Source organism: Kitasatospora sp. NPDC056446 (genome assembly GCF_042796115.1).
Taxonomy (GTDB): Bacteria; Actinomycetota; Actinomycetes; order Streptomycetales; family Streptomycetaceae; genus Kitasatospora.
The window spans coordinates 62812-80112 of the sequence record NZ_JBHTRF010000033.1 but is presented as its reverse complement, the minus strand read 5'-3'; the positions used below and the strand labels follow the sequence as shown (position 1 = coordinate 80112).

The following is a 17301-nucleotide window of genomic DNA, read 5'->3' as shown; positions in this document are numbered from 1 at the left end:
CCTACAAAAACATAATCTCCGGATCCCCACCCCCCCCTCCCCCCCGCGACAACACCGCGCCGGGGGGCCCCCCCCCCCCGGGGGCGGCCCCCCGCTCATGCCGCCGTACGGCCGGGGCGGCGAGTTTCCTCCCGACGGCCGACCCAGTCCGTGACCCGGGCTGCCGACCTCCGGACGGAGAAACCCTTGACCACCCCTGCCCGCTCCCCGCGCGACCGCGGCCCCCGCAACACCGACCAGTCCCGCCGTGCCGCCGCCGGCGGCGGCGACCGCCCGCGCAAGCCGCGCGGCGCCCGCGGCGACTCCGGCAGGCAGGGTGCGCCCAAGCAGTCCCGCGCCACCGCCGTGCCCGAGGCCGCCGAGTTCACCGTCGTCCAGGGCACCCCGTCGCGGCCCCCGGCCGCGTCCTTCGCCGAGCTCGAACTGCCCAAGGCGATCCTCTCCACGCTCGGCCGCGAGGGCGTCACCGAGCCGTTCCCGATCCAGGCCGCCACGCTGCCCGACTCGATCGCCGGGCGCGACGTGCTCGGCCGCGGCCGCACCGGCTCCGGCAAGACCCTGGCCTTCGGCCTGTCGCTGCTCGCCCGCACCGCCGGCCGCCGTGCCGTCGCCCGGCACCCGCTGGCGCTGGTCCTGGTGCCCACCCGCGAGCTGGCCCAGCAGGTCACCGACGCGCTCACCCCGTACGCCACCTCCGTCAACCTGCGGATCACCACCGTCGTCGGCGGCATGTCGATCAACAAGCAGGCCAACGCGGTGCGCCGCGGCGCCGAGGTCCTGGTCGCCACCCCGGGCCGGCTGGACGACCTGATCGGCCGCGGCGACGTCAACCTCTCCGACGTGACGATCACCGTCCTGGACGAGGCCGACCAGATGGCCGACATGGGCTTCCTGCCGCAGGTCAGCAAGCTCCTGGAGCAGGTCGCCGAGGGCGGGCAGCGGATGCTGTTCTCCGCCACCCTGGACCGCAACGTCGACCGGCTGGTCAAGCGCTTCCTGACCGACCCGGTGACCCACTCGGTCGACCCGTCGGCCGGCGCGGTCACCACCATGGACCACCACGTCCTCCAGCTCGACCAGACCGACAAGGCCTCCGCCACCGCGCACATCGCCTCCCGCGAGGGCCGCCTGATCATGTTCGTGCACACCAAGCACGGTGCCGACCGGCTCGCCAAGCAGCTGCTCGCCAACGGCGTGAAGGCCGCCGCCCTGCACGGCGGCAAGTCCCAGCCGCAGCGCAACCGGGTGCTCGACCAGTTCCGTGACGGCCACGTCACCGCGCTGATCGCCACCAACGTCGCCGCCCGCGGCATCCACATCGACGGCCTGGACCTCGTCGTCAACGTCGACCCGCCGGTCGACCACAAGGACTACCTGCACCGCGGCGGCCGCACCGCCCGGGCCGGCGAGTCCGGCACGGTCGTCACCCTCGTGCTGCCCGAGCAGCGCCGCGAGGTCAACCGGCTGATGACGGTGGCCGGCATCCGCCCGACCGTCACCAAGATCCGCCCCGGCGACGCCGACCTGGCCCGGATCACCGGCGCCCGCACGCCGAGTGGCGTCCCGGTCACCCTGGCCGTGCCGGTGGCCCAGGCCGCCGCGGGCTCGGCCGGCACGGCCGAGGACAAGCGCGGGGGCGCCAAGACCGGTGCCCCGCGCCGCCGCCCCGGCAAGCGCTCCGCGCTGCCCGCCGACGTCGACATGAACGGCAACCCGCGCCGCCCCCGCCCCAAGCAGCGGACCGGCACCGCCGCCCAGGGCGACCGCCCGCAGGCGGCCGGCTTCATCGGCCGCTCCGCCGGTCGCGCCAAGCCGGGCAGCGGCTCCAAGTCCGGTGGCAACTACGGGACCGGCCGCCAGCGCCGCTCCTTCGACTGACCCGCCCCGCCGAACGGCCCGGCGCCCCCTCGCACCGAGGGGGCGCCGGGCCGTTCCGCATGCGCGGGCCGCGCACGGCAGGGGCGGGAAAATGCCGCTCGGCCCAACGTGCTGTTCAGCTCTGGGACCGCAACGGCGACGACGACCAGAAGTGGACCCTTCCGGCGTGACCCCTGCCCCGGCGGCGCGCACGGCTCCGGCTGTGCGCGCCGTCCGCGCTTCCGGGCGCCGTCACCCGTGAGGGCGATGGCGGTTGGATTGCGCAGTGCGTTTGCAAGACGCTGTCAGTCGTACAACCAGAGTTGAGGGTGACGGATGACTGACAACGGTGCGGACCTCGAAGCGATTGCCGAGTACTACGAGACGCACGAGCTGACCGAGGACGAGGTCATGGCGGCCGAGCAAGGCGAGCCGGTGGCGGCCGAGTCGGTGATGATCACCACCTCGCTGCGGCTGCCCAAGCCGGTGATGGACGAGGTGCGGCGCCGGGCTCGGGAGCGGGGGGTGAAGCCGACCGCGATCATGCGGGAGTGGATCGAGAGCGCTCTTGCCGATCTTGACGAACCGGTGCCGTTCAGTGTGATCACCGCGGCGGTCGCCGAGTACCGGCACCGCAGGGCGTCGTGACGGTCAGGCGCTGAGGGCCCGGGCGGGCCGGCGGGTGCGGCGGGCCTCTGTGCGGCGGGCCTCGGCGTGGCGCCGGAGCAGGAGGGCGGCCAGCTCCGGGGCCGCGCCGAGGACGCCCGCGACCAGGTCCGCGCCGTCGGAGGCCGCCGCGATGCGGTCCGGGAGCAGGCCGGGGGCGAGGAGGTAGGGGGAGACGGCGGTGCGCCCGGCGCCGGCGGCGCGCAGGGCGGCGAGGGCGTCGGGGACGCGGGGGCCGGCCGCGGAGGCGTAGGCGACCTCGACGGCGGCCCAGCCGCGGGTGCGGCGCCACTCGGCGGCCACCGCGCGGGTCGCGGCGTCGGCGGCCGGGTCGGAGGACCCGGCGGCGGCGAGCACGACGCCGGTGCGGGCGCGCACGGCGGGGGAGGAGACGTCCAGTCCGGCTTCGGCGAGGCGGCGGTCCAGGGCGGCGAGCAGCAGCGGGGACGGCCCCAGCACGTCCGCGACCGGCAGCCGGGAGCCGGCCGCGCGCAGGGCGGCGGGGATGTCGTGCTTGGCGTGGAACGCCCGGTTGAGCAGCAGCGGGACGGCCACCGCGTCCGTCAGCTGGCCGAGGACCTGCGGGATCCGCGGCGCGCAGTGGTCCAGGTAGGCGGTGGCGACCTCGACGGCGGGCCGCTGTGCCCGCACCTCCTCGACGAGCGCGGCCACGGTCGCGGCGTGGCGCGGGTCGCGGCTGCCGTGGGCGATGAGGAGGAGGGCGGGCATCAGCGGTGCCTCACTTGCCGGAGGCCAGCAGGCCCCGGTTGCGCAGCACGCGGCGCTCGACCGGGGTGAACACCAGCAGTTCGATGGCGATGCCGACGAACAGGATCAGGATGATGCCGAGCAGCACCCCGGACATGTCGGAGAACTCGCGCTGGTCCTCCAGGAACCGGCCCAGGCCGCGGCCCAGGTCGGGGGAGGAGGCGACGAGTTCGGCGGCCATCAGGGAGCGCCAGGAGAACGCCCAGCCCTGCTTGAGCCCGGCCAGGTAGCCGGGCAGCGCGGCCGGGATCAGCACGTGCCGGGCGCCGGTCAGGCCGGTGGCGCCGAGGGTGCGGCCGGCCCGCAGGAACAGCGGCGGCACCTGGTCGATGCCGGCGACCAGCCCGTTGGCGATGGACGGGACGGCGCCCAGCAGGATCACCGCGTACATCATCTGGTCGTTGATGCCGAGCCAGATGACCGCGGCGGGCACCCAGGCGACCGAGGGCAGCGACTGGAGGCCCTGCAGCACCGGGCCGATCGCGGTGCGCACCGGCTTGATCCGGGCGACCACCAGCCCGATCGGGGTGCCGATGACCACGGCGAGCAGGAAGCCGGACAGGCCGCGCCAGACGCTGGTCCAGATGATCGAGAACAGCGTGCCCTGGTACCAGAGGTCCTGCCCGGACCGCCACACGTCGGCCGGGCTGGGCAGCTTGTACGTGGAGGTGAGGTGGGCGCTGTACGCCCCCTGCCACAGCGCGAGGACGACGAGCACGCCGACCAGCGGCGGCAGCGCCTTGGTCCGCAGCGCCTCGCCGAGCGAGCCGCGCTGCGCGTTGACGGAGTCGAGGGCGTCCAGGCCCGCGCCGACGCCGGCGGTGTCGCCGGCGTCCTTCCCGACCGCGTCGGTGGGGCCGGTCTTGTCCAGGACGGGGCTGGTGTCAGTGCTGGCCATGGCGACGGATCTCCCCACGCAGTTCTTCGGTGATCTCGATGGACAGGTCGGCGACGCCCGAGGACTCGATGCGGCGCGGCTGCGGCAGGTCGATCCGCCACTCGCGGGCGACCCGGCCGGGGCGGGAGGAGAGCAGCACCACGCGCTGGGCCAGGCGCACCGCCTCGCGCACGTTGTGGGTGACGAAGAGGACGGACAGCTGCTGCTCGGCCCAGATCCGGGTGATCTCGTCGTGCAGTACGTCCCGGGTGATGGCGTCGAGCGCGGCGAACGGCTCGTCCATCAGCAGGACCCTGCTGCCCTGGGCGAGCGCCCGGGCCATCGCGACGCGCTGGCGCATGCCGCCGGACAGCTCGTGCACCCGCTTGCCGTGCGCGCCGTCGAGGCGGACGAGTTCGAGCAGCCGCTCGGCCTCGGGGCGGCGCTCGGCGCGGGGGAGGCCGGCCAGCTTGAGGGCGAGTTCGATGTTCTTCCCGGCGGTGAGCCAGGGGAACAGGGCGTGTTCCTGGAACATCAGGGCGGGGCGTCCGCCGGACACCTCGATGCTGCCGGCGCTGGGCTTGTCGAGGCCGGCGACCAGGTTGAGCAGGGTGGACTTGCCGCAGCCCGAGGCGCCGAGCAGGGTGACGAACTCGCCGGGTGCGACGTCGAGGGTGATGTCGTCCAGCACGTGGGTCTGTGCGCCGGCGCGGCCGAAGGACTTGTGCACGTTCGAGATCCGGACGGCGGGCGTACCGCCGTGGGCGTCGGCGCCTGGGGCGTCCGCCGAGGTGGTCAGTGCCGGGGTCATCCGGGCACCTCCTGCGTGAGTGGTCTGCGGGGGCTGCGGTTCGGGGCCGGGGCCCGGGCCCCGCCCGCCCGGTGGGCATCGATCGGGGACCGAAGGAGCGGGCGGGGGCCGGACCGCGGAACTGGAGGGGCCGGGGCGCTACTTGGCGCTGAGGCCGGCGTCCGAGACGGCGGGCTGCCCCTGGGCGGCGAGGACCTTGTTCAGCAGGGTGAGGTCGTAGATGCCGGTCAGGTTGGGCTTCTTGAGGAGCCCGGCGGTGACGGCGTGGTCGGCCTCGGCCTGGAGGGTGTTCGCCAGCGGGTCGTCCAGGAAGTCGATGTCGGCCCAGGCCGGGTCGAGGACGGCCGGCTCCAGGGCGTTGCCGGCCTCCTTCTTGATCGCCTCGTTGGCGTCGGCCTTGGCCTTGGCGGAGTCGGCCTTGATGAAGGCGTTGGTCTTCACCGAGCCGCGCAGCACGGCTTCCACCACGTCCGGGTGCTCCTTGAGGAACTTCTGCGAGACGATGATGTTGGTGATCACGAACTTCTTGTCCGGCCAGACGTCCTTCTCGTTGAGCAGGACCTTCGCGCCGAGCGTGACCAGCTTGGAGGCGGTCGGCTCGGGCACCCAGGCGGCGTCGACGGAGCCGGACTTGTAGGCGTCGGGGGTGACCTTGTTGTCGGTGCGCACCACCGAGACGTCGCCCGCGCCGGTGGCCGCGTCGACCTTGTAGCCCTTGCCCGCGAGGTAGTTGAGCAGCGCCACGTCCTGGGTGTTGCCCAGCTGGGGGGTGGCGATCTTCTTGCCCTTGAGGTCGTCCAGCGAGGCTATCTTGTCCGGGTTGACGACCAGCTTGACGCCGCCGGAGGCCGAACCGCCGATGATCTTCAGCGACTGGCCGTCGGACTTGGTGTAGCCGTTGATCGCCGGGGAGGGGCCGATCCAGCCGATGTCGATCGAGCCGGCGTTGAGCGCCTCGATCTCGGCCGGGCCCGCGTTGAAGACCTGGGTCTTGATCTGGGTGCCGCCCAGCTCCTTCTGGAAGAAGCCCTCCTGGAGGCCCACCAGCGGGGTGCCGTGGGTGAGGTTGGCGAAGTAGCCGATCTTCACGGTGTCCGCGGAGAGCTTCGCGGCGCCCGAGGTGGCGGCGGCGGCCGTGCCGGCGTCGGAGGACTTGTCCGCCTTGGAGCCGTAGCTGCAGGCCGACAGCAGGGCCACCGCGGTCAGGCCGGCCGCGGCGGCCGCCGCCGAGCGTCTGATCCGGCCGGCGTCGGGGCGGGCGGGGGTATGCGAGGAGGAGGGGTTCGGTGCCATGGTGGGTCCTGTTCGAGGACGGACCGTCAGGAGGCGGTCCCGGGCGGACGGTCGGAAGGGTGGTGCGCGCGGCAGCTGGGTGCCGGGGCAAGCCGGGCGGCTGTGGGGGAGACAGCCCGGTGACAGGGCGTTCTCAGCCCTGTCGGCCCACACATCGGGTCAGGCCGCCCTGGCCGCTGCCGAGGACGCCGCTGCCGATGCGGCCGCCTTCCTTGTCCATGCCCGAGAACGCCTCGCGGGGCATCAGACCCAGTCCTCCTCGTCGGGTTCGGTGGTGCGTACGGTGTCGAAGGCCTCGCCCGCCATGCCGGCGGTGAGGGTGGTGCCGTCGGCCGGGTCGATCAGCAGGAACGAGCCGGTGCGGCGGTTGTCGGAGTAGCCGTCGAGGGCCAGCGGCTCGGCGGTGCGCAGCCGCACGTGGCCGATGTCGTTGACGTTCAGCCCGTCGGCGCCGGAGCGCTGTTCGAGCGTGTCGCCCGGCTTGGTCGGCAGGGCGATCCGGTAGGTGATCTCCTTGACCAGCGCGCGCACCGTGCGGGTGGTGTGCTTGAGCAGCACCTTGTCCCCGGCGCGCAGCGGCCGCTCGCTGAGGTGGCTGACGGTGGCCTCGATGTCCTTGGTGGGCGCGGGGACCGGCCCGGCGGCGAGCAGGTCGCCGCGGGAGATGTCGAGGTCGTCGGCGAGCCGGACGGTGACCGACTGCGGGGCCCAGGCGGTGTCGGTCTCCCGGCCGAGCGCGTCGATCCCGGCGACGGTGCTGGTGAGCCCGGAGGGCAGCACGGTGACCGGGTCGCCGACGCGCAGCACGCCGGAGGCCAGCTGGCCCGCGTAGCCGCGGTAGTCGGGGTGCTCCTCGGTCTGCGGGCGGATCACGTACTGGACCGGGAAGCGGGCCGGCTCGGCGCTCGGGTCGCTGCCGACCGGGACCGTCTCCAGGTGCTCCAGCAGGGTCGGGCCGCCGTACCAGTCCATGTGGGCGGACGGTTCGACGACGTTGTCCCCGGCGAGCGCGGAGATCGGCACCGCCAGCACGTCCCTGACGCCGAGCGAGGCGGCGTAGGCGGTGAACTCCTCCGCGATGGCGGCGAAGACGGGCTCCGCGTACTCGACCAGGTCCATCTTGTTGACGGCCAGGACGACGTGCGGCACCCGCAGCAGCGCGGCCACGGCGGCGTGCCGGCGGGTCTGCTCGACCACGCCGTTGCGGGCGTCGACCAGGACGATGGCGAGTTCGGCGGTGGAGGCGCCGGTCACCATGTTGCGGGTGTACTGCACGTGCCCGGGGGTGTCGGCGAGGATGAACCGCCGCCGGGGGGTGGCGAAGTAGCGGTACGCGACGTCGATGGTGATGCCCTGCTCGCGTTCGGCGCGCAGGCCGTCGGTGAGCAGCGCGAGGTCGGGCGTCTCCTGGCCGCGGTTGCGCGAGGCGTGCTCGACCGCCTCCAGCTGGTCGGCCAGCACCGACTTGGAGTCGTGCAGCAGGCGGCCGACCAGGGTGGACTTGCCGTCGTCGACGGATCCGGCGGTGGCGAAGCGCAGCAGCGAGGTGGCGGTGCCGGCCTGGACGGTGCCGGCCTGGGGGGTGTTCTGGGTGGTGCCGGTCATGATTAGAAGTACCCCTCGCGCTTGCGGTCTTCCATCGCGGCCTCGGACATCTTGTCGTCGGCGCGGGTGGCGCCTCGTTCGGTGAGGCGCGAGGCGGCGATCTCGGTGATCACGGCTCCGATGGTGGTGGCGTCGGAGTCGACGGCGCCGGTGCAGGACATGTCGCCGACGGTGCGGTAGCGGATCAGCCGCCGCTCGACCGGCTCGCTGTCCTTGGGGCCGCCCCACTCGCCGGCGGTCAGCCACATGCCGTTGCGGGCGAAGACGTCGCGCTCGTGGGCGTAGTAGATCCCGGGGAGCTCGATGCCCTCGCGCTCGATGTACTGCCAGACGTCCAGCTCGGTCCAGTTGGACAGCGGGAACACCCGGACGTGCTCGCCGACCGCGTGCCGGCCGTTGTAGAGCGACCACAGCTCGGGGCGCTGGCGGCGCGGGTCCCAGGCGCCGAACTCGTCGCGCAGCGAGAAGACGCGCTCCTTGGCGCGGGCCTTCTCCTCGTCGCGGCGCCCGCCGCCGAACACCGCGTCGAAGCGGTTGGACTCGATGGCGTCCAGCAGCGGCACGGTCTGCAGCGGGTTGCGGGTGCCGTCGGGGCGCTCGCGCAGCCGTCCGTCGTCGATGAAGTCCTGGACGTGGGCGACGTGCAGGCGCAGGTTGTGCTCGGCCGCGACGCGGTCCCGGTAGGCGATGACCTCGGGGAAATTGTGCCCGGTGTCGACGTGCAGGAGGGAGAACGGGACGGCGGCGGGCGCGAACGCCTTGAGCGCCAGGTGCAGCATGACGATGGAGTCCTTGCCGCCGGAGAACAGGATCACCGGGCGCTCGAACTCCCCCGCGACCTCGCGGAAGATGTGCACCGACTCGGCTTCCAGCACGTCCAGGTGGGACAGCGCGAACGGCCCCCCGGCGTCGTGGCCGGGGTCGTCGGTGCGGACCGGGCTGTCGGTCGCGGTGGTCATGCGAGTCCCCTCTCGGTCAGGAAGGCGTGCAGCTCGGCGGCGGAGTCGGCCACCTCGCGGCCCTGGGTCTGGATCCGCAGCTCCGGGGTCTCCGGGGCTTCGTACGGGTCGTCCACGCCGGTCAGGCCGGAGAGCTCGCCGGCGGCCTGCTTGGCGTACAGGCCCTTGACGTCGCGCTCGGCGCACAGCTCGACCGGGGTCGCGACGTGGATCTCCAGGAACTCGGTGCCCGCCGCGGCGTGCCGCTCGCGCACGGCGGCGCGGGAGTCGGCGAACGGGGCGATCACCGGGGCGAGCACCTTGACGCCGTTGGCGGCGAGCTTCTCGGCGACGAAGCCGATCCGGGTGACGTTGGTGTGCCGGTCCTCGCGGGAGAAGCCGAGGCCCTTGGAGAGGAACTCGCGGATCTCGTCGCCGTCCAGGACCTCGACCCGGTGGCCCTGGGCGCGCAGCCGCTCGGCCAGCGCGAAGGCCAGGGTGGTCTTGCCGGCGCTCGGCAGCCCGGTCAGCCACACGGTGGCGCCGCGCTCGCAGGGGGCGGCCGGGGGGGCCGCCTCTGCGGCTTCGTCGGCGACCCGGGTGTGAGCTGTCACGGTTCTTTCCTTACGGGGTTAGGGGACGGTCCCCTCGCGGGGTGGGTGACGGTCCGTCAGAGGTGGATGCCGCACTCGGTCTTGCCGGATCCGGACCAGCGGCCGGCCCGGGCGTCCTCGCCCTCGGCGGGCTTGCGGGTGCAGGACAGCGGCGAGCAGCCGACCGAGGTGTAGCCCTCCCACAGCAGCGGGTTGAGCAGCACGCCGTTGGCGGCGACGTAGGCGTCCACGTCCTCCTGCGTCCACCGGGCGATCGGGGCGATCTTGACCTTGCGGCGCTTGGGGTCCCAGGAGACCACCGGGGTGTTCGCCCGGGTCGGCGACTCGTCGCGGCGCAGCCCGGTGGCCCAGGCGTCGTAGCCGCCGAGGCCGCGGTTCAGCGGTTCGACCTTGCGCAGCGAGCAGCACAGGTCCGGGTCGCGGTCGTGCAGGTGCGGCCCGTACTCGGCGTCCTGCTCGGCGACGGTCCGCAGCGGGGTGAGCGTGATGACGTTGACCGGCATGGTCGCGGCCACCGCGTCGCGGGTGCCGATGGTCTCCGGGAAGTGGTAGCCGGTGTCCAGGAACACCACGTCCACACCGGGGAACACCGACGAGGCGAGGTGGGCGACGACCGCGTCCTCCATGGAGGAGGTGACGCAGAACCGCCGGCCGAAGGTCTCGGCGGCCCAGGACAGGACCTCCTGCGCCGTCGCCTCCTCCAGTTCGCGTCCGGCCCGGACGGCTGCCGCCTCGTGGTCAGTCGCGGTGCTGCTCATGGGACGTCCCCCCGTGGTCGGTCGGTGCCAGCAGGCCGAGGAACTTCAACTGGAAGGCGCGGCGGCACCCGTGGCACTCCCAGGCGCCGTGCCCGGCCTCGGACGGGCGCAGGTCCTCGTCCCCGCAGTACGGGCAGAAGAACGGGGCGGCTCGCTCGCTCACGACAGCTGCTCCTCGGTCGCGCGGGCCGTCCACTGGGCGAAGCGCTCGCCCTCGGTGCGGTCGGCCCGGTAGCGGGTCAGCAGGCGCTCGACGTAGTCGGGCAGGCCGGCGCTGGTGACCTTGAGGCCGCGGACCTTGCGGCCGAAGCCGGCCTCCAGGCCGAGCGCGCCGCCCAGGTGCACCTGGTAGCCCTCGACCTGCCGGCCGTCCTCGTCGGTGACCAGCTGGCCCTTGAGGCCGATGTCGGCGACCTGGATGCGGGCGCAGGCGTTCGGGCAGCCGTTGATGTTGATGGTCAGCGGCTCGGCGAAGTCGGGCAGGCGCTGCTCCAGTTCGTCGATGAGCGTGCGGCCGCGCTCCTTGGTCTCGACGATGGCGAGCTTGCAGTACTCGATGCCGGTGCAGGCCATGGTGCCGCGGCGGAACGGCGACGGGGTGACCCGCAGGTCGAGCGCCTCCAGGCCGGCCACCACCGACTCGACGTGCTCCTCGGCGATGTCGAGGACCAGCATCTTCTGCTCGGCGGTGGTGCGCACCCGGTCGCTGCCGTGGGCGGCGGCGAGGTCGGCGATCCGGCCGAGCAGCTTGCCGTCGACCCGGCCGACGCGCGGGGCGAAGCCGATGTAGAACCGGCCGTCCTTCTGCCGGTGGACGCCGACGTGGTCGCGCCAGCGGGCGGCGGGTTCGGCGGGCGCGGGGCCGTCGACGAGCTTGTACTTCAGGTACTCGTCCTCCAGCACCTGACGGAACTTCTCCTGTCCCCAGTCGGCGACCAGGAACTTCAGCCGGGCGCGGTTGCGCAGGCGGCGGTAGCCGTAGTCGCGGAAGATGCCGATGACGCCGCCGTAGACGTCGGCCACCTCGTCCAGCGGGACCCAGGCGCCCAGGCGCACGCCCAGCTTGGGGTTGGTGGACAGGCCGCCGCCGACCCACAGGTCGAAGCCGGGCCCGTGCTCGGGGTGGACCACGCCGACGAAGGCGACGTCGTTGATCTCGTGCGCGACGTCCAGCTGCGGGGAGCCGGAGACGGCGCTCTTGAACTTGCGCGGCAGGTTGGAGAAGTCCTTGTTGCCGATGAAGCGGCGCTGGATCTCCTCGATGGCCGGGGTGCCGTCGATGATCTCGTCCTCGGCGATGCCGGCCACCGGGGAGCCGAGGATGACGCGCGGGGTGTCGCCGCAGGCCTCGGTGGTGGACAGGCCGACGGCCTCCAGCTTCTGCCAGATCGCCGGGACGTCCTCGATCCGGATCCAGTGGTACTGGATGTTCTGGCGGTCGGTCAGGTCCGCGGTGCCGCGGGCGTACTGCTCGGAGACCTCGGCGACCGCCCGCAGCTGGGCGACGGTCAGCCGGCCGCCGTCGATGCGCACGCGGAGCATGAAGTACTCGGCGTCCAGCTCGTGCGGGTCGAGGATCGCCGTCTTCCCGCCGTCGATGCCCTCCTTGCGCTGGGTGTACAGGCCCCACCAGCGCATCCGGCCGCGAAGGTCGGCGGGGTCGATCGAGTCGAAGCCGCGCTTCGAGTAGATCGTCTCAATACGTGTCCGCACATTGAGACCGTCGTCGTCCTTCTTGAACTGCTCGTTGGCGTTCAGCGGGGTGTGGTGGCCCATGCCCCACTGGCCCTCGCCGCGGTGACGGGTCGCCTTGCGGGCCGCTGCGGGGCGGCTCTGGGCAGGGCGGTCGGCCGTGGGCTCGACGGTCTCGGGGGAGGTGGCCATGGTGAAGTCCTTCGGGGCAGGTGGCGCTGACGCCGGATGTCTCGCGGGGCTGGCTCAGCCGTGCGGTGCTGCTCTGACCTGCGGGTTTCTCAGGACCGGGAGGGCAGTGACCGAGGCCGGGCAGGCGCCTGCGCATCCGCTGCGGCGGGGATGGCGGGAAGGTGTGGCGCCGGGTGCGGTGGTGCGGCTGGGATGGGCTCAGGTCACCGGACAGATGGCGCTGGACACGCGAAGGAGATCGACGTGGAGTCGACCTACTAGGGTGGTTCCGGCGCTACGCATGGCAAGAGATTCGCACGGCCCACGACTCGCGGTCCACTAACATCCGGATGTTGGACGCTGAGGTTTCGTCATGTGGGACACCCGGAGGTTCCCGCCGCTCCCGGCCCCGGCGTCCGGACGCGCCCCCGAACCCCGGGGGAGATCAACCGCGCAGTCCCGGCCCGATACCGTTAGCCCTGTGCAAGCAGCAGGCGATACGAGCAGACCGAACGCCGAGCGGCCCTCCCGGCGCCGGGGCAAGGGCGCACGGCGGGCGGCCAAACAGGCCACCTGGCGCCGCACGGCGTGGGAGCTGGTCCGGGACACCACCAACACCTGCGTCGAGTACCGGGTCACCGGCCTCGCCGCCGAGGCCGCCTTCTTCACGCTGCTGTCGATCCCGCCGCTGCTGCTCGGCCTCGCCGGCACCCTCGGCTACCTCGACGAGTTCCTCGGCGCGGGCACCATCGACCGGCTCAAGCACGACATCGTCTCGGCCTCCGGGACGGTCCTGTCGGACTCCTCCGTCAAGGAGGTCGTCGTCCCGCTGCTCAACCAGGTGTTCGACCACAGCCGGCCCGACCTCGTCTCGATCGGCTTCCTGCTGTCGCTGTGGTCCGGCTCCAGGGCGCTCTACATCTTCATCGACACCATCACCGTCATGTACGGGCTCGACGGCAAGCGGGGCATCGTCAAGACCCGGCTGATGTCGCTCGGCCTCTACCTCGGCGCCCTGGTGATCGGCTCCCTGGTGCTGCCGCTGCTGATGGCCGGGCCCGGACTGGTCGAGAACGCCGTGCCCGGGATCGCCGGGGTGGTCGGCGCCGCCTACTGGCCGGTCGCGATCGTGCTGCTGATCGTCTCGCTGACCACCCTCTACCATCTGGCCGTCCCGGTCTCGACACCGTGGCGCGAGGACATCCCCGGGGCCCTGGTCGCCCTGGTGGTGCTCGTCTTCTGCAGCGTCGGGCTCCGGGTCTACCTGGTCAGCTCCGTCGAGGGCCCCTCGGTGTACGGCTCGCTCGCGGCGCCGGTGGCCGTGCTGCTGTGGATCTTCGTGGTGGCCCTCGCCGTGCTCATCGGCGCCGCCATGAACGCCGCCATAGACCGCCGCTGGCCCACCCTGGAGACCGCCGACGCCCGCGCCGAGAACGAGCGCGCCCACGAGGAGGCGGCCGCGGCCGTGGTCCGCGAGGTGGCCGCCCGCCGGGCCGTCGAACGGGCCCGGCGCGCCCGCGAACTCGGACTCGCCGAGGGCGTCGAGGAGGAGTGGGGTGAGGACGAGGGCGACGGCGAGGACGTCGATGTGCCGTCCGAGTACCCGGAGCGCTGGGCCGACGTGCTGGCGGCCGACAACCTGCGCGGCCGGCTCACGGCCCGCGGCGGGCCGCACCACCGGCCCGCCCCGCCGCCGCCGGACAGCGACCGGCCGTCCGGGCCGCCGAAGCGGGCCCAGGGGGCTCCGGGCGCTCCGGGTGCTCCGGGTGCTCCGGGTGCTTCCGGCGCGGGGGAGCCGTCCGGGCTCGGCGGGCAGCAGGGGCAGCAGGTGCCGGGGTACCCGCCGAGGCCGCCCCGGCCGCCGTGGGAGCAGCGGTAGGCGGTAGGTGGTGACCGGGCGCGGTCCGGGCGCGGTCCGGGCGCGGTCCGGGCGCGGTGCGGGGGCGGTTCCGGCGCGGTGCGGGAGCGGCGCCGGGCGGGGTATGGCAGACGGGCAGGGCCTCTTCTGCGGGTGCGGGGGAGGCCCTGCCCGTCTGCCGGTGCGTCAGCGCGGTGGCCGGCCAGCCGGCCGGTTGGTGGTCAGGCGGGTCGGGCGGGTCCGGCGGTCAGCTCGTGGCGGGGTTCGGGGGGTAGCCGTAGTGCGGGCCGGGGGGCAGCGGTGCGCCCTGGTGGTGGCCGTACGCCTGGTGCAGTTCGGTCGGCGCGGAGGGGTCGGCCAGGCCCGGGGCGGGTGCGGCGGGCTGCGCCCCGGCGGACTGGGGCTCGCCCGGTCGCGGGCCCGCGGAGTGCGGGTCTGCGGAGTGCGGCCCCGCGGCGTGCGGTGCGGCGGGGTGCGGTCCGGCGAGGGTCGGCCCCGGGGGTGTCAGGTCCGTCGTCGCCGCCGCCGGATCGACCGGGCGGGCCTGCGCCGGGAGCGGCTCGGGGGCCGGCGGGGCCGGTTCCAGGGCGGTGCGCCCGGAGGAGTCGCTCAGCTTGATCAGCAGCGCGACCATCAGCCAGTTCGCCAGCAGTGAGGAACCGCCGGCGGCCAGGAACGGCAGCGCCTTGCCGGTCAGCGGGACCAGCCCGCTGACCCCGCCGACGACCACGAAGACCTGCAGCGCGAGCGCCGCCGACAGGCCGGTGGCCAGCAGCTTGCCGAACGGGTCGGTCAGGCCGATCGCGGTGCGCATGCCGCGCTGGACCAGCAGCACGTAGACCAGCAGCACCGCCGTCACCCCGGCCAGGCCCAGCTCCTCGCCGATGGTGGTGAAGATGAAGTCGCTGCGCCCCGCGAAGCCGATCAGCCAGGGGCGGCCGGAGCCCAGGCCGGTCCCGGTCAGGTGCCCGGTGCCGAGGCTGAACAGCGCCTCGGCGGGCTGCTCGGAGATCGCCATGTCGTGCACCGGCTTGTAGTAGTCGAGCGGGTGCAGCCAGGCCTCGACGCGGCCGTGCACGTGCGGCTCGACGGTGCCGACCACCGCCGCGCCGCCGACCGCCATCAGCAGGCCGAGCACCACCCAGCTGGTGCGCTCGGTCGCCACGTAGAGCATCACGATGAAGACGCCGAAGAAGATCAGCGAGGTGCCGAGGTCGCGTTCGAAGATCAGCACCAGCAGGCTGACCACCCAGATCGCCAGCACCGGACCGGCGTGCCGGCCGCGCGGCAGGGTCATCCCCCAGATCTTGCGTCCGGCCAGCGCCAGGGCGTCCCGGGAGGCCATCAGGTACCCCGCGAAGAAGATCGTGATCGCGACCTTCACGAACTCGTCCGGCTCGAAGGAGAGCCCGAACAGCCGGATCCAGCGCTTGGCGCCGAAGCTGTCGCCCGGGGAGGCCACCGGCGCGGCCAGCAGGATCAGCGCCCCCGCCATCAGCAGGTAGACGTACCGCTGGAAGAAGCGGTGGTGCTTGACCAGCACGATCAGCAGGATCGCGGCCGCCACCGAGAGGAACACCCACATCAGCTGGGAGGGCGCGGCCGGGAGCTTCTGATAGTCGCCCTTGGCGGCGTGCGCGGCCTTGTAGCTGAAGTCCAGCCGGTCCAGCAGCACCAGGCCGAAGCCGGTCAGGAAGACGCCCAGCGGGAGGATCAGCGGATCCGCGTACGGCGCGAACCGCCGCACCGCGAGGTGCGCCGCCCCGGCGAGCGCGCCCAGCGCCAGGCCGTGCACCAGCAGGCCGGGCGGCATCGTGCCGGTCAGTGCCAGGGCGGCCTCGATGTGTCCCGCCAGACAGACGGCCACCGCGAGCGCCAGCAGGCCCAGCTCGATGTTGCGGTGGCGCGCGGCCAGTCGCCGGCCCTCGCCGCGTGCAGTGCTTTGCACCTCTTGTCGTCCCCTTGTCACCCTGGTGGCGGGTATCGCCGTCGGGCATCCTGCCAGACGTTTGTGTCTTCGCCGCGGTTGCGATCCGCGGGGCTCCGAGGGCAGAACTTTGCCTGGGCAAAGCTTTGTTGGGGATGGGTAAAGCTTTGTTCAGGTACAGGTATAGAGACGGGCCCCGGCTGCGTCCCGGCGGTGGCGGAGGGACATCATGGCCGGGCGTCGCGGCGTCCGCCGCGGTGCCCGCCGTGCCTGTCGACCGGCGGTGGTGCGGACGGTGGCCGCCGCCCCGGTGGCGGTGGGCCCGAGCGAGGTGGGCGGACGGATGAACGGCGCGGTGGACGGCGCGGTCTCCGTGCTCGCGTACAGCGGGCCGCCCGCGTGGCAGTGGTCCGACCTGGTCACGTCCTGGACGGCCGAACCGCTGGTGCTCACCCTCTCGGTGCTGCTCGGCGGCTGGTACCTGGCCGCGGTGCGCGCCGTCCACCGGTCCGGCTCGGTGTCCGGCCGTGCGGGCGCCGGCGGCTCGGTGTCCGGCGACGGGCGTTGGCCGCCCAGCCGCACCGCCGCGTTCCTCGGCGGGCTGCTGCTGTGGATCTGGTGCACCTGCTCCGGCCTCGGCGTGTACGACCGGATCCTGTTCACCGACCGGGCCGTGCAGGTCGTGCTGCTGCTGATGGTCGTCCCGCTGCTGCTCGCGCTCGGCGCACCCGTCTCGCTGCTGGTCCGGGCGGCGCCGCCGGTCCGCCGGGAGCGGATCCTGCGGGCGCTGCGCAGCCGCCCGTCCAAGGTGCTGATGTTCCCGGCCGTCTCCACCGCGCTGCTGATGGCGCCGCCGTGGCTGCTCTACTTCACGCCCTGGTACGAGGAGTCGGTGTCCAGCGCGTTCGGGAACGTGCTGCTGCACCTGGCGCTGGTGCTGCTCGGCCTCGCCTACTTCTGGCCGCGGCTGCAGATCGACCCGGTCGGGCACGAGTACCCGCACCTGGTCGGGCTGTTCATCACCTTCGCCGAGGTGATCTTCGACGCCGGGCTCGGGATCGTGCTGATCTACGGCGGCCACCTGGTCGCCGAGCACTACTACGTGGCGCTCGGGCGGCCGTGGGGGCCGAGCCTGGCCCAGGACCAGACCTGGGGCGGCAACGCGTTCTGGGTGCTGGGGGACCTGGTCGGGCTGCCGTTCCTGGCCGCGCTGGTACGGCGGATGGTGGTGCAGGGGCGGGAGGAGACGGTGGCCGTCGACGCCGAGCTGGACGCGCGCTTCGAGGCGGCGGCCGCGGAGGCGCGGGCGGACGGGCGGCCCGAGGAGGAGGAGACCGGGATGCGGCCCTGGTGGCTGGACGACCCGAACCTCAAGCACCGGTACGGGGGGTAGCGGCGGGGTCGGGTGCCCCTCCGGTTGGGCGGGCCAATGTTGGCCCCTTGGGCTTGGCCCCTCGGGCGTCCGT

General features: G+C 73.4%; 16 protein-coding genes. 4 read left to right on the top strand and 12 right to left on the bottom strand.

Annotated features, from left to right (window positions below; genetic code table 11):
- Positions 1 to 186: 186 nt before the first annotated feature.
- Positions 187 to 1878, top strand: coding sequence for a DEAD/DEAH box helicase (locus ACFQ6N_RS21665; RefSeq protein ID WP_380651264.1), 1692 nt, complete (start codon positions 187 to 189; stop codon positions 1876 to 1878).
- A gap of 315 nt (positions 1879 to 2193) precedes the next feature.
- Positions 2194 to 2505 carry a hypothetical protein gene (locus tag ACFQ6N_RS21660; protein WP_380651261.1) on the top strand — a complete coding sequence of 104 codons (312 nt, stop codon included), beginning with the start codon at positions 2194 to 2196 and terminating at the stop codon, positions 2503 to 2505.
- Positions 2506 to 2508: 3 nt separating this feature from the next.
- On the opposite strand, the gene ACFQ6N_RS21655 is transcribed toward ACFQ6N_RS21660, so the two are convergent.
- From ACFQ6N_RS21655 to ACFQ6N_RS21605, 11 genes are all read right to left on the bottom strand, one after another.
- Positions 2509 to 3252, bottom strand: coding sequence for a sirohydrochlorin chelatase (locus ACFQ6N_RS21655; protein WP_380651259.1), 744 nt, complete (start codon positions 3250 to 3252; stop codon positions 2509 to 2511).
- A gap of 10 nt (positions 3253 to 3262) precedes the next feature.
- A complete protein-coding gene (locus ACFQ6N_RS21650; RefSeq protein WP_380651257.1) occupies positions 3263 to 4189 on the bottom strand; it encodes an ABC transporter permease in 927 nt (308 codons plus the stop codon).
- Positions 4176 to 4979: an ABC transporter ATP-binding protein gene (locus tag ACFQ6N_RS21645; protein WP_380651254.1), complete on the bottom strand. Its 804-nt coding sequence runs from the start codon at positions 4977 to 4979 to the stop codon at positions 4176 to 4178. Before ACFQ6N_RS21645 ends, ACFQ6N_RS21650 begins: the two co-directional genes overlap by 14 nt.
- 138 nt (positions 4980 to 5117) lie before the next feature.
- Positions 5118 to 6272, bottom strand: coding sequence for an aliphatic sulfonate ABC transporter substrate-binding protein (locus ACFQ6N_RS21640; RefSeq protein WP_380651251.1), 1155 nt, complete (start codon positions 6270 to 6272; stop codon positions 5118 to 5120).
- A 243-nt stretch (positions 6273 to 6515) separates the two neighbouring features.
- On the bottom strand, positions 6516 to 7877 hold the full coding sequence (locus ACFQ6N_RS21635) for a sulfate adenylyltransferase subunit 1 (protein WP_380651248.1): 1362 nt from the start codon (positions 7875 to 7877) through the stop codon (positions 6516 to 6518).
- 2 nt (positions 7878 to 7879) lie between these two features.
- Positions 7880 to 8836 carry a sulfate adenylyltransferase subunit CysD gene (gene cysD / locus ACFQ6N_RS21630; protein WP_380651246.1) on the bottom strand — a complete coding sequence of 319 codons (957 nt, stop codon included), beginning with the start codon at positions 8834 to 8836 and terminating at the stop codon, positions 7880 to 7882.
- Positions 8833 to 9429, bottom strand: a complete 597-nt coding sequence (gene cysC, locus ACFQ6N_RS21625; RefSeq protein WP_380651243.1) for an adenylyl-sulfate kinase — start codon at positions 9427 to 9429, stop codon at positions 8833 to 8835. Before cysC ends, cysD begins: the two co-directional genes overlap by 4 nt.
- Before the next feature lie 56 nt (positions 9430 to 9485).
- Positions 9486 to 10187, bottom strand: a complete 702-nt coding sequence (locus tag ACFQ6N_RS21620; protein WP_380651240.1) for a phosphoadenylyl-sulfate reductase — start codon at positions 10185 to 10187, stop codon at positions 9486 to 9488.
- A complete protein-coding gene (locus ACFQ6N_RS21615) occupies positions 10168 to 10350 on the bottom strand; it encodes a hypothetical protein (protein WP_380651237.1) in 183 nt (60 codons plus the stop codon). The genes ACFQ6N_RS21620 and ACFQ6N_RS21615 overlap by 20 nt, the downstream gene beginning before the upstream one ends.
- A complete protein-coding gene (locus ACFQ6N_RS21610; RefSeq protein ID WP_380651234.1) occupies positions 10347 to 12071 on the bottom strand; it encodes a nitrite/sulfite reductase in 1725 nt (574 codons plus the stop codon). The genes ACFQ6N_RS21615 and ACFQ6N_RS21610 overlap by 4 nt, the downstream gene beginning before the upstream one ends.
- Before the next feature lie 198 nt (positions 12072 to 12269).
- Positions 12270 to 12353 (bottom strand): putative leader peptide, encoded by an 84-nt coding sequence (locus ACFQ6N_RS21605; RefSeq protein ID WP_373313697.1) that lies wholly within the window; start codon positions 12351 to 12353, stop codon positions 12270 to 12272.
- Between the two features lie 178 nt (positions 12354 to 12531).
- Between ACFQ6N_RS21605 and ACFQ6N_RS21600 the strand changes: the two genes are divergently transcribed.
- Positions 12532 to 13929, top strand: coding sequence for a YihY/virulence factor BrkB family protein (locus ACFQ6N_RS21600; RefSeq protein WP_380651231.1), 1398 nt, complete (start codon positions 12532 to 12534; stop codon positions 13927 to 13929).
- Between the two features lie 226 nt (positions 13930 to 14155).
- On the opposite strand, the gene ACFQ6N_RS21595 is transcribed toward ACFQ6N_RS21600, so the two are convergent.
- Entirely contained in the window at positions 14156 to 15856 is a 1701-nt protein-coding gene (locus tag ACFQ6N_RS21595; RefSeq protein ID WP_380651229.1) for an FtsW/RodA/SpoVE family cell cycle protein, read from the bottom strand.
- 208 nt (positions 15857 to 16064) lie between these two features.
- On the opposite strand from ACFQ6N_RS21595, the gene ACFQ6N_RS21590 reads away from it, so the two are divergent.
- The gene (locus ACFQ6N_RS21590; protein WP_380651226.1) at positions 16065 to 17228 is read left to right on the top strand and encodes a cytochrome c oxidase assembly protein; all 1164 of its coding nucleotides are present in this window, start codon (positions 16065 to 16067) and stop codon (positions 17226 to 17228) included.
- Positions 17229 to 17301: the final 73 nt, after the last annotated feature.

Excerpts from the sequence above, each read along its gene's own strand:
- ACFQ6N_RS21660 (WP_380651261.1), top strand. The coding sequence starts at position 2,194 with ATGACTGACAACGGTGCGGACCTCGAAGCGATTGCCGAGTACTACGAG.
- ACFQ6N_RS21655 (WP_380651259.1), bottom strand. The coding sequence starts at position 3,252 with ATGCCCGCCCTCCTCCTCATCGCCCACGGCAGCCGCGACCCGCGCCAC.
- ACFQ6N_RS21650 (WP_380651257.1), bottom strand. The coding sequence starts at position 4,189 with ATGGCCAGCACTGACACCAGCCCCGTCCTGGACAAGACCGGCCCCACC.
- ACFQ6N_RS21645 (WP_380651254.1), bottom strand. The coding sequence starts at position 4,979 with ATGACCCCGGCACTGACCACCTCGGCGGACGCCCCAGGCGCCGACGCC.
- ACFQ6N_RS21640 (WP_380651251.1), bottom strand. The coding sequence starts at position 6,272 with ATGGCACCGAACCCCTCCTCCTCGCATACCCCCGCCCGCCCCGACGCC.
- ACFQ6N_RS21635 (WP_380651248.1), bottom strand. The coding sequence starts at position 7,877 with ATGACCGGCACCACCCAGAACACCCCCCAGGCCGGCACCGTCCAGGCC.
- cysD (WP_380651246.1), bottom strand. The coding sequence starts at position 8,836 with ATGACCACCGCGACCGACAGCCCGGTCCGCACCGACGACCCCGGCCAC.
- ACFQ6N_RS21620 (WP_380651240.1), bottom strand. The coding sequence starts at position 10,187 with ATGAGCAGCACCGCGACTGACCACGAGGCGGCAGCCGTCCGGGCCGGA.
- ACFQ6N_RS21610 (WP_380651234.1), bottom strand. The coding sequence starts at position 12,071 with ATGGCCACCTCCCCCGAGACCGTCGAGCCCACGGCCGACCGCCCTGCC.
- ACFQ6N_RS21605 (WP_373313697.1), bottom strand. The coding sequence starts at position 12,353 with ATGCGTAGCGCCGGAACCACCCTAGTAGGTCGACTCCACGTCGATCTC.
- ACFQ6N_RS21590 (WP_380651226.1), top strand. The coding sequence starts at position 16,065 with ATGGCCGGGCGTCGCGGCGTCCGCCGCGGTGCCCGCCGTGCCTGTCGA.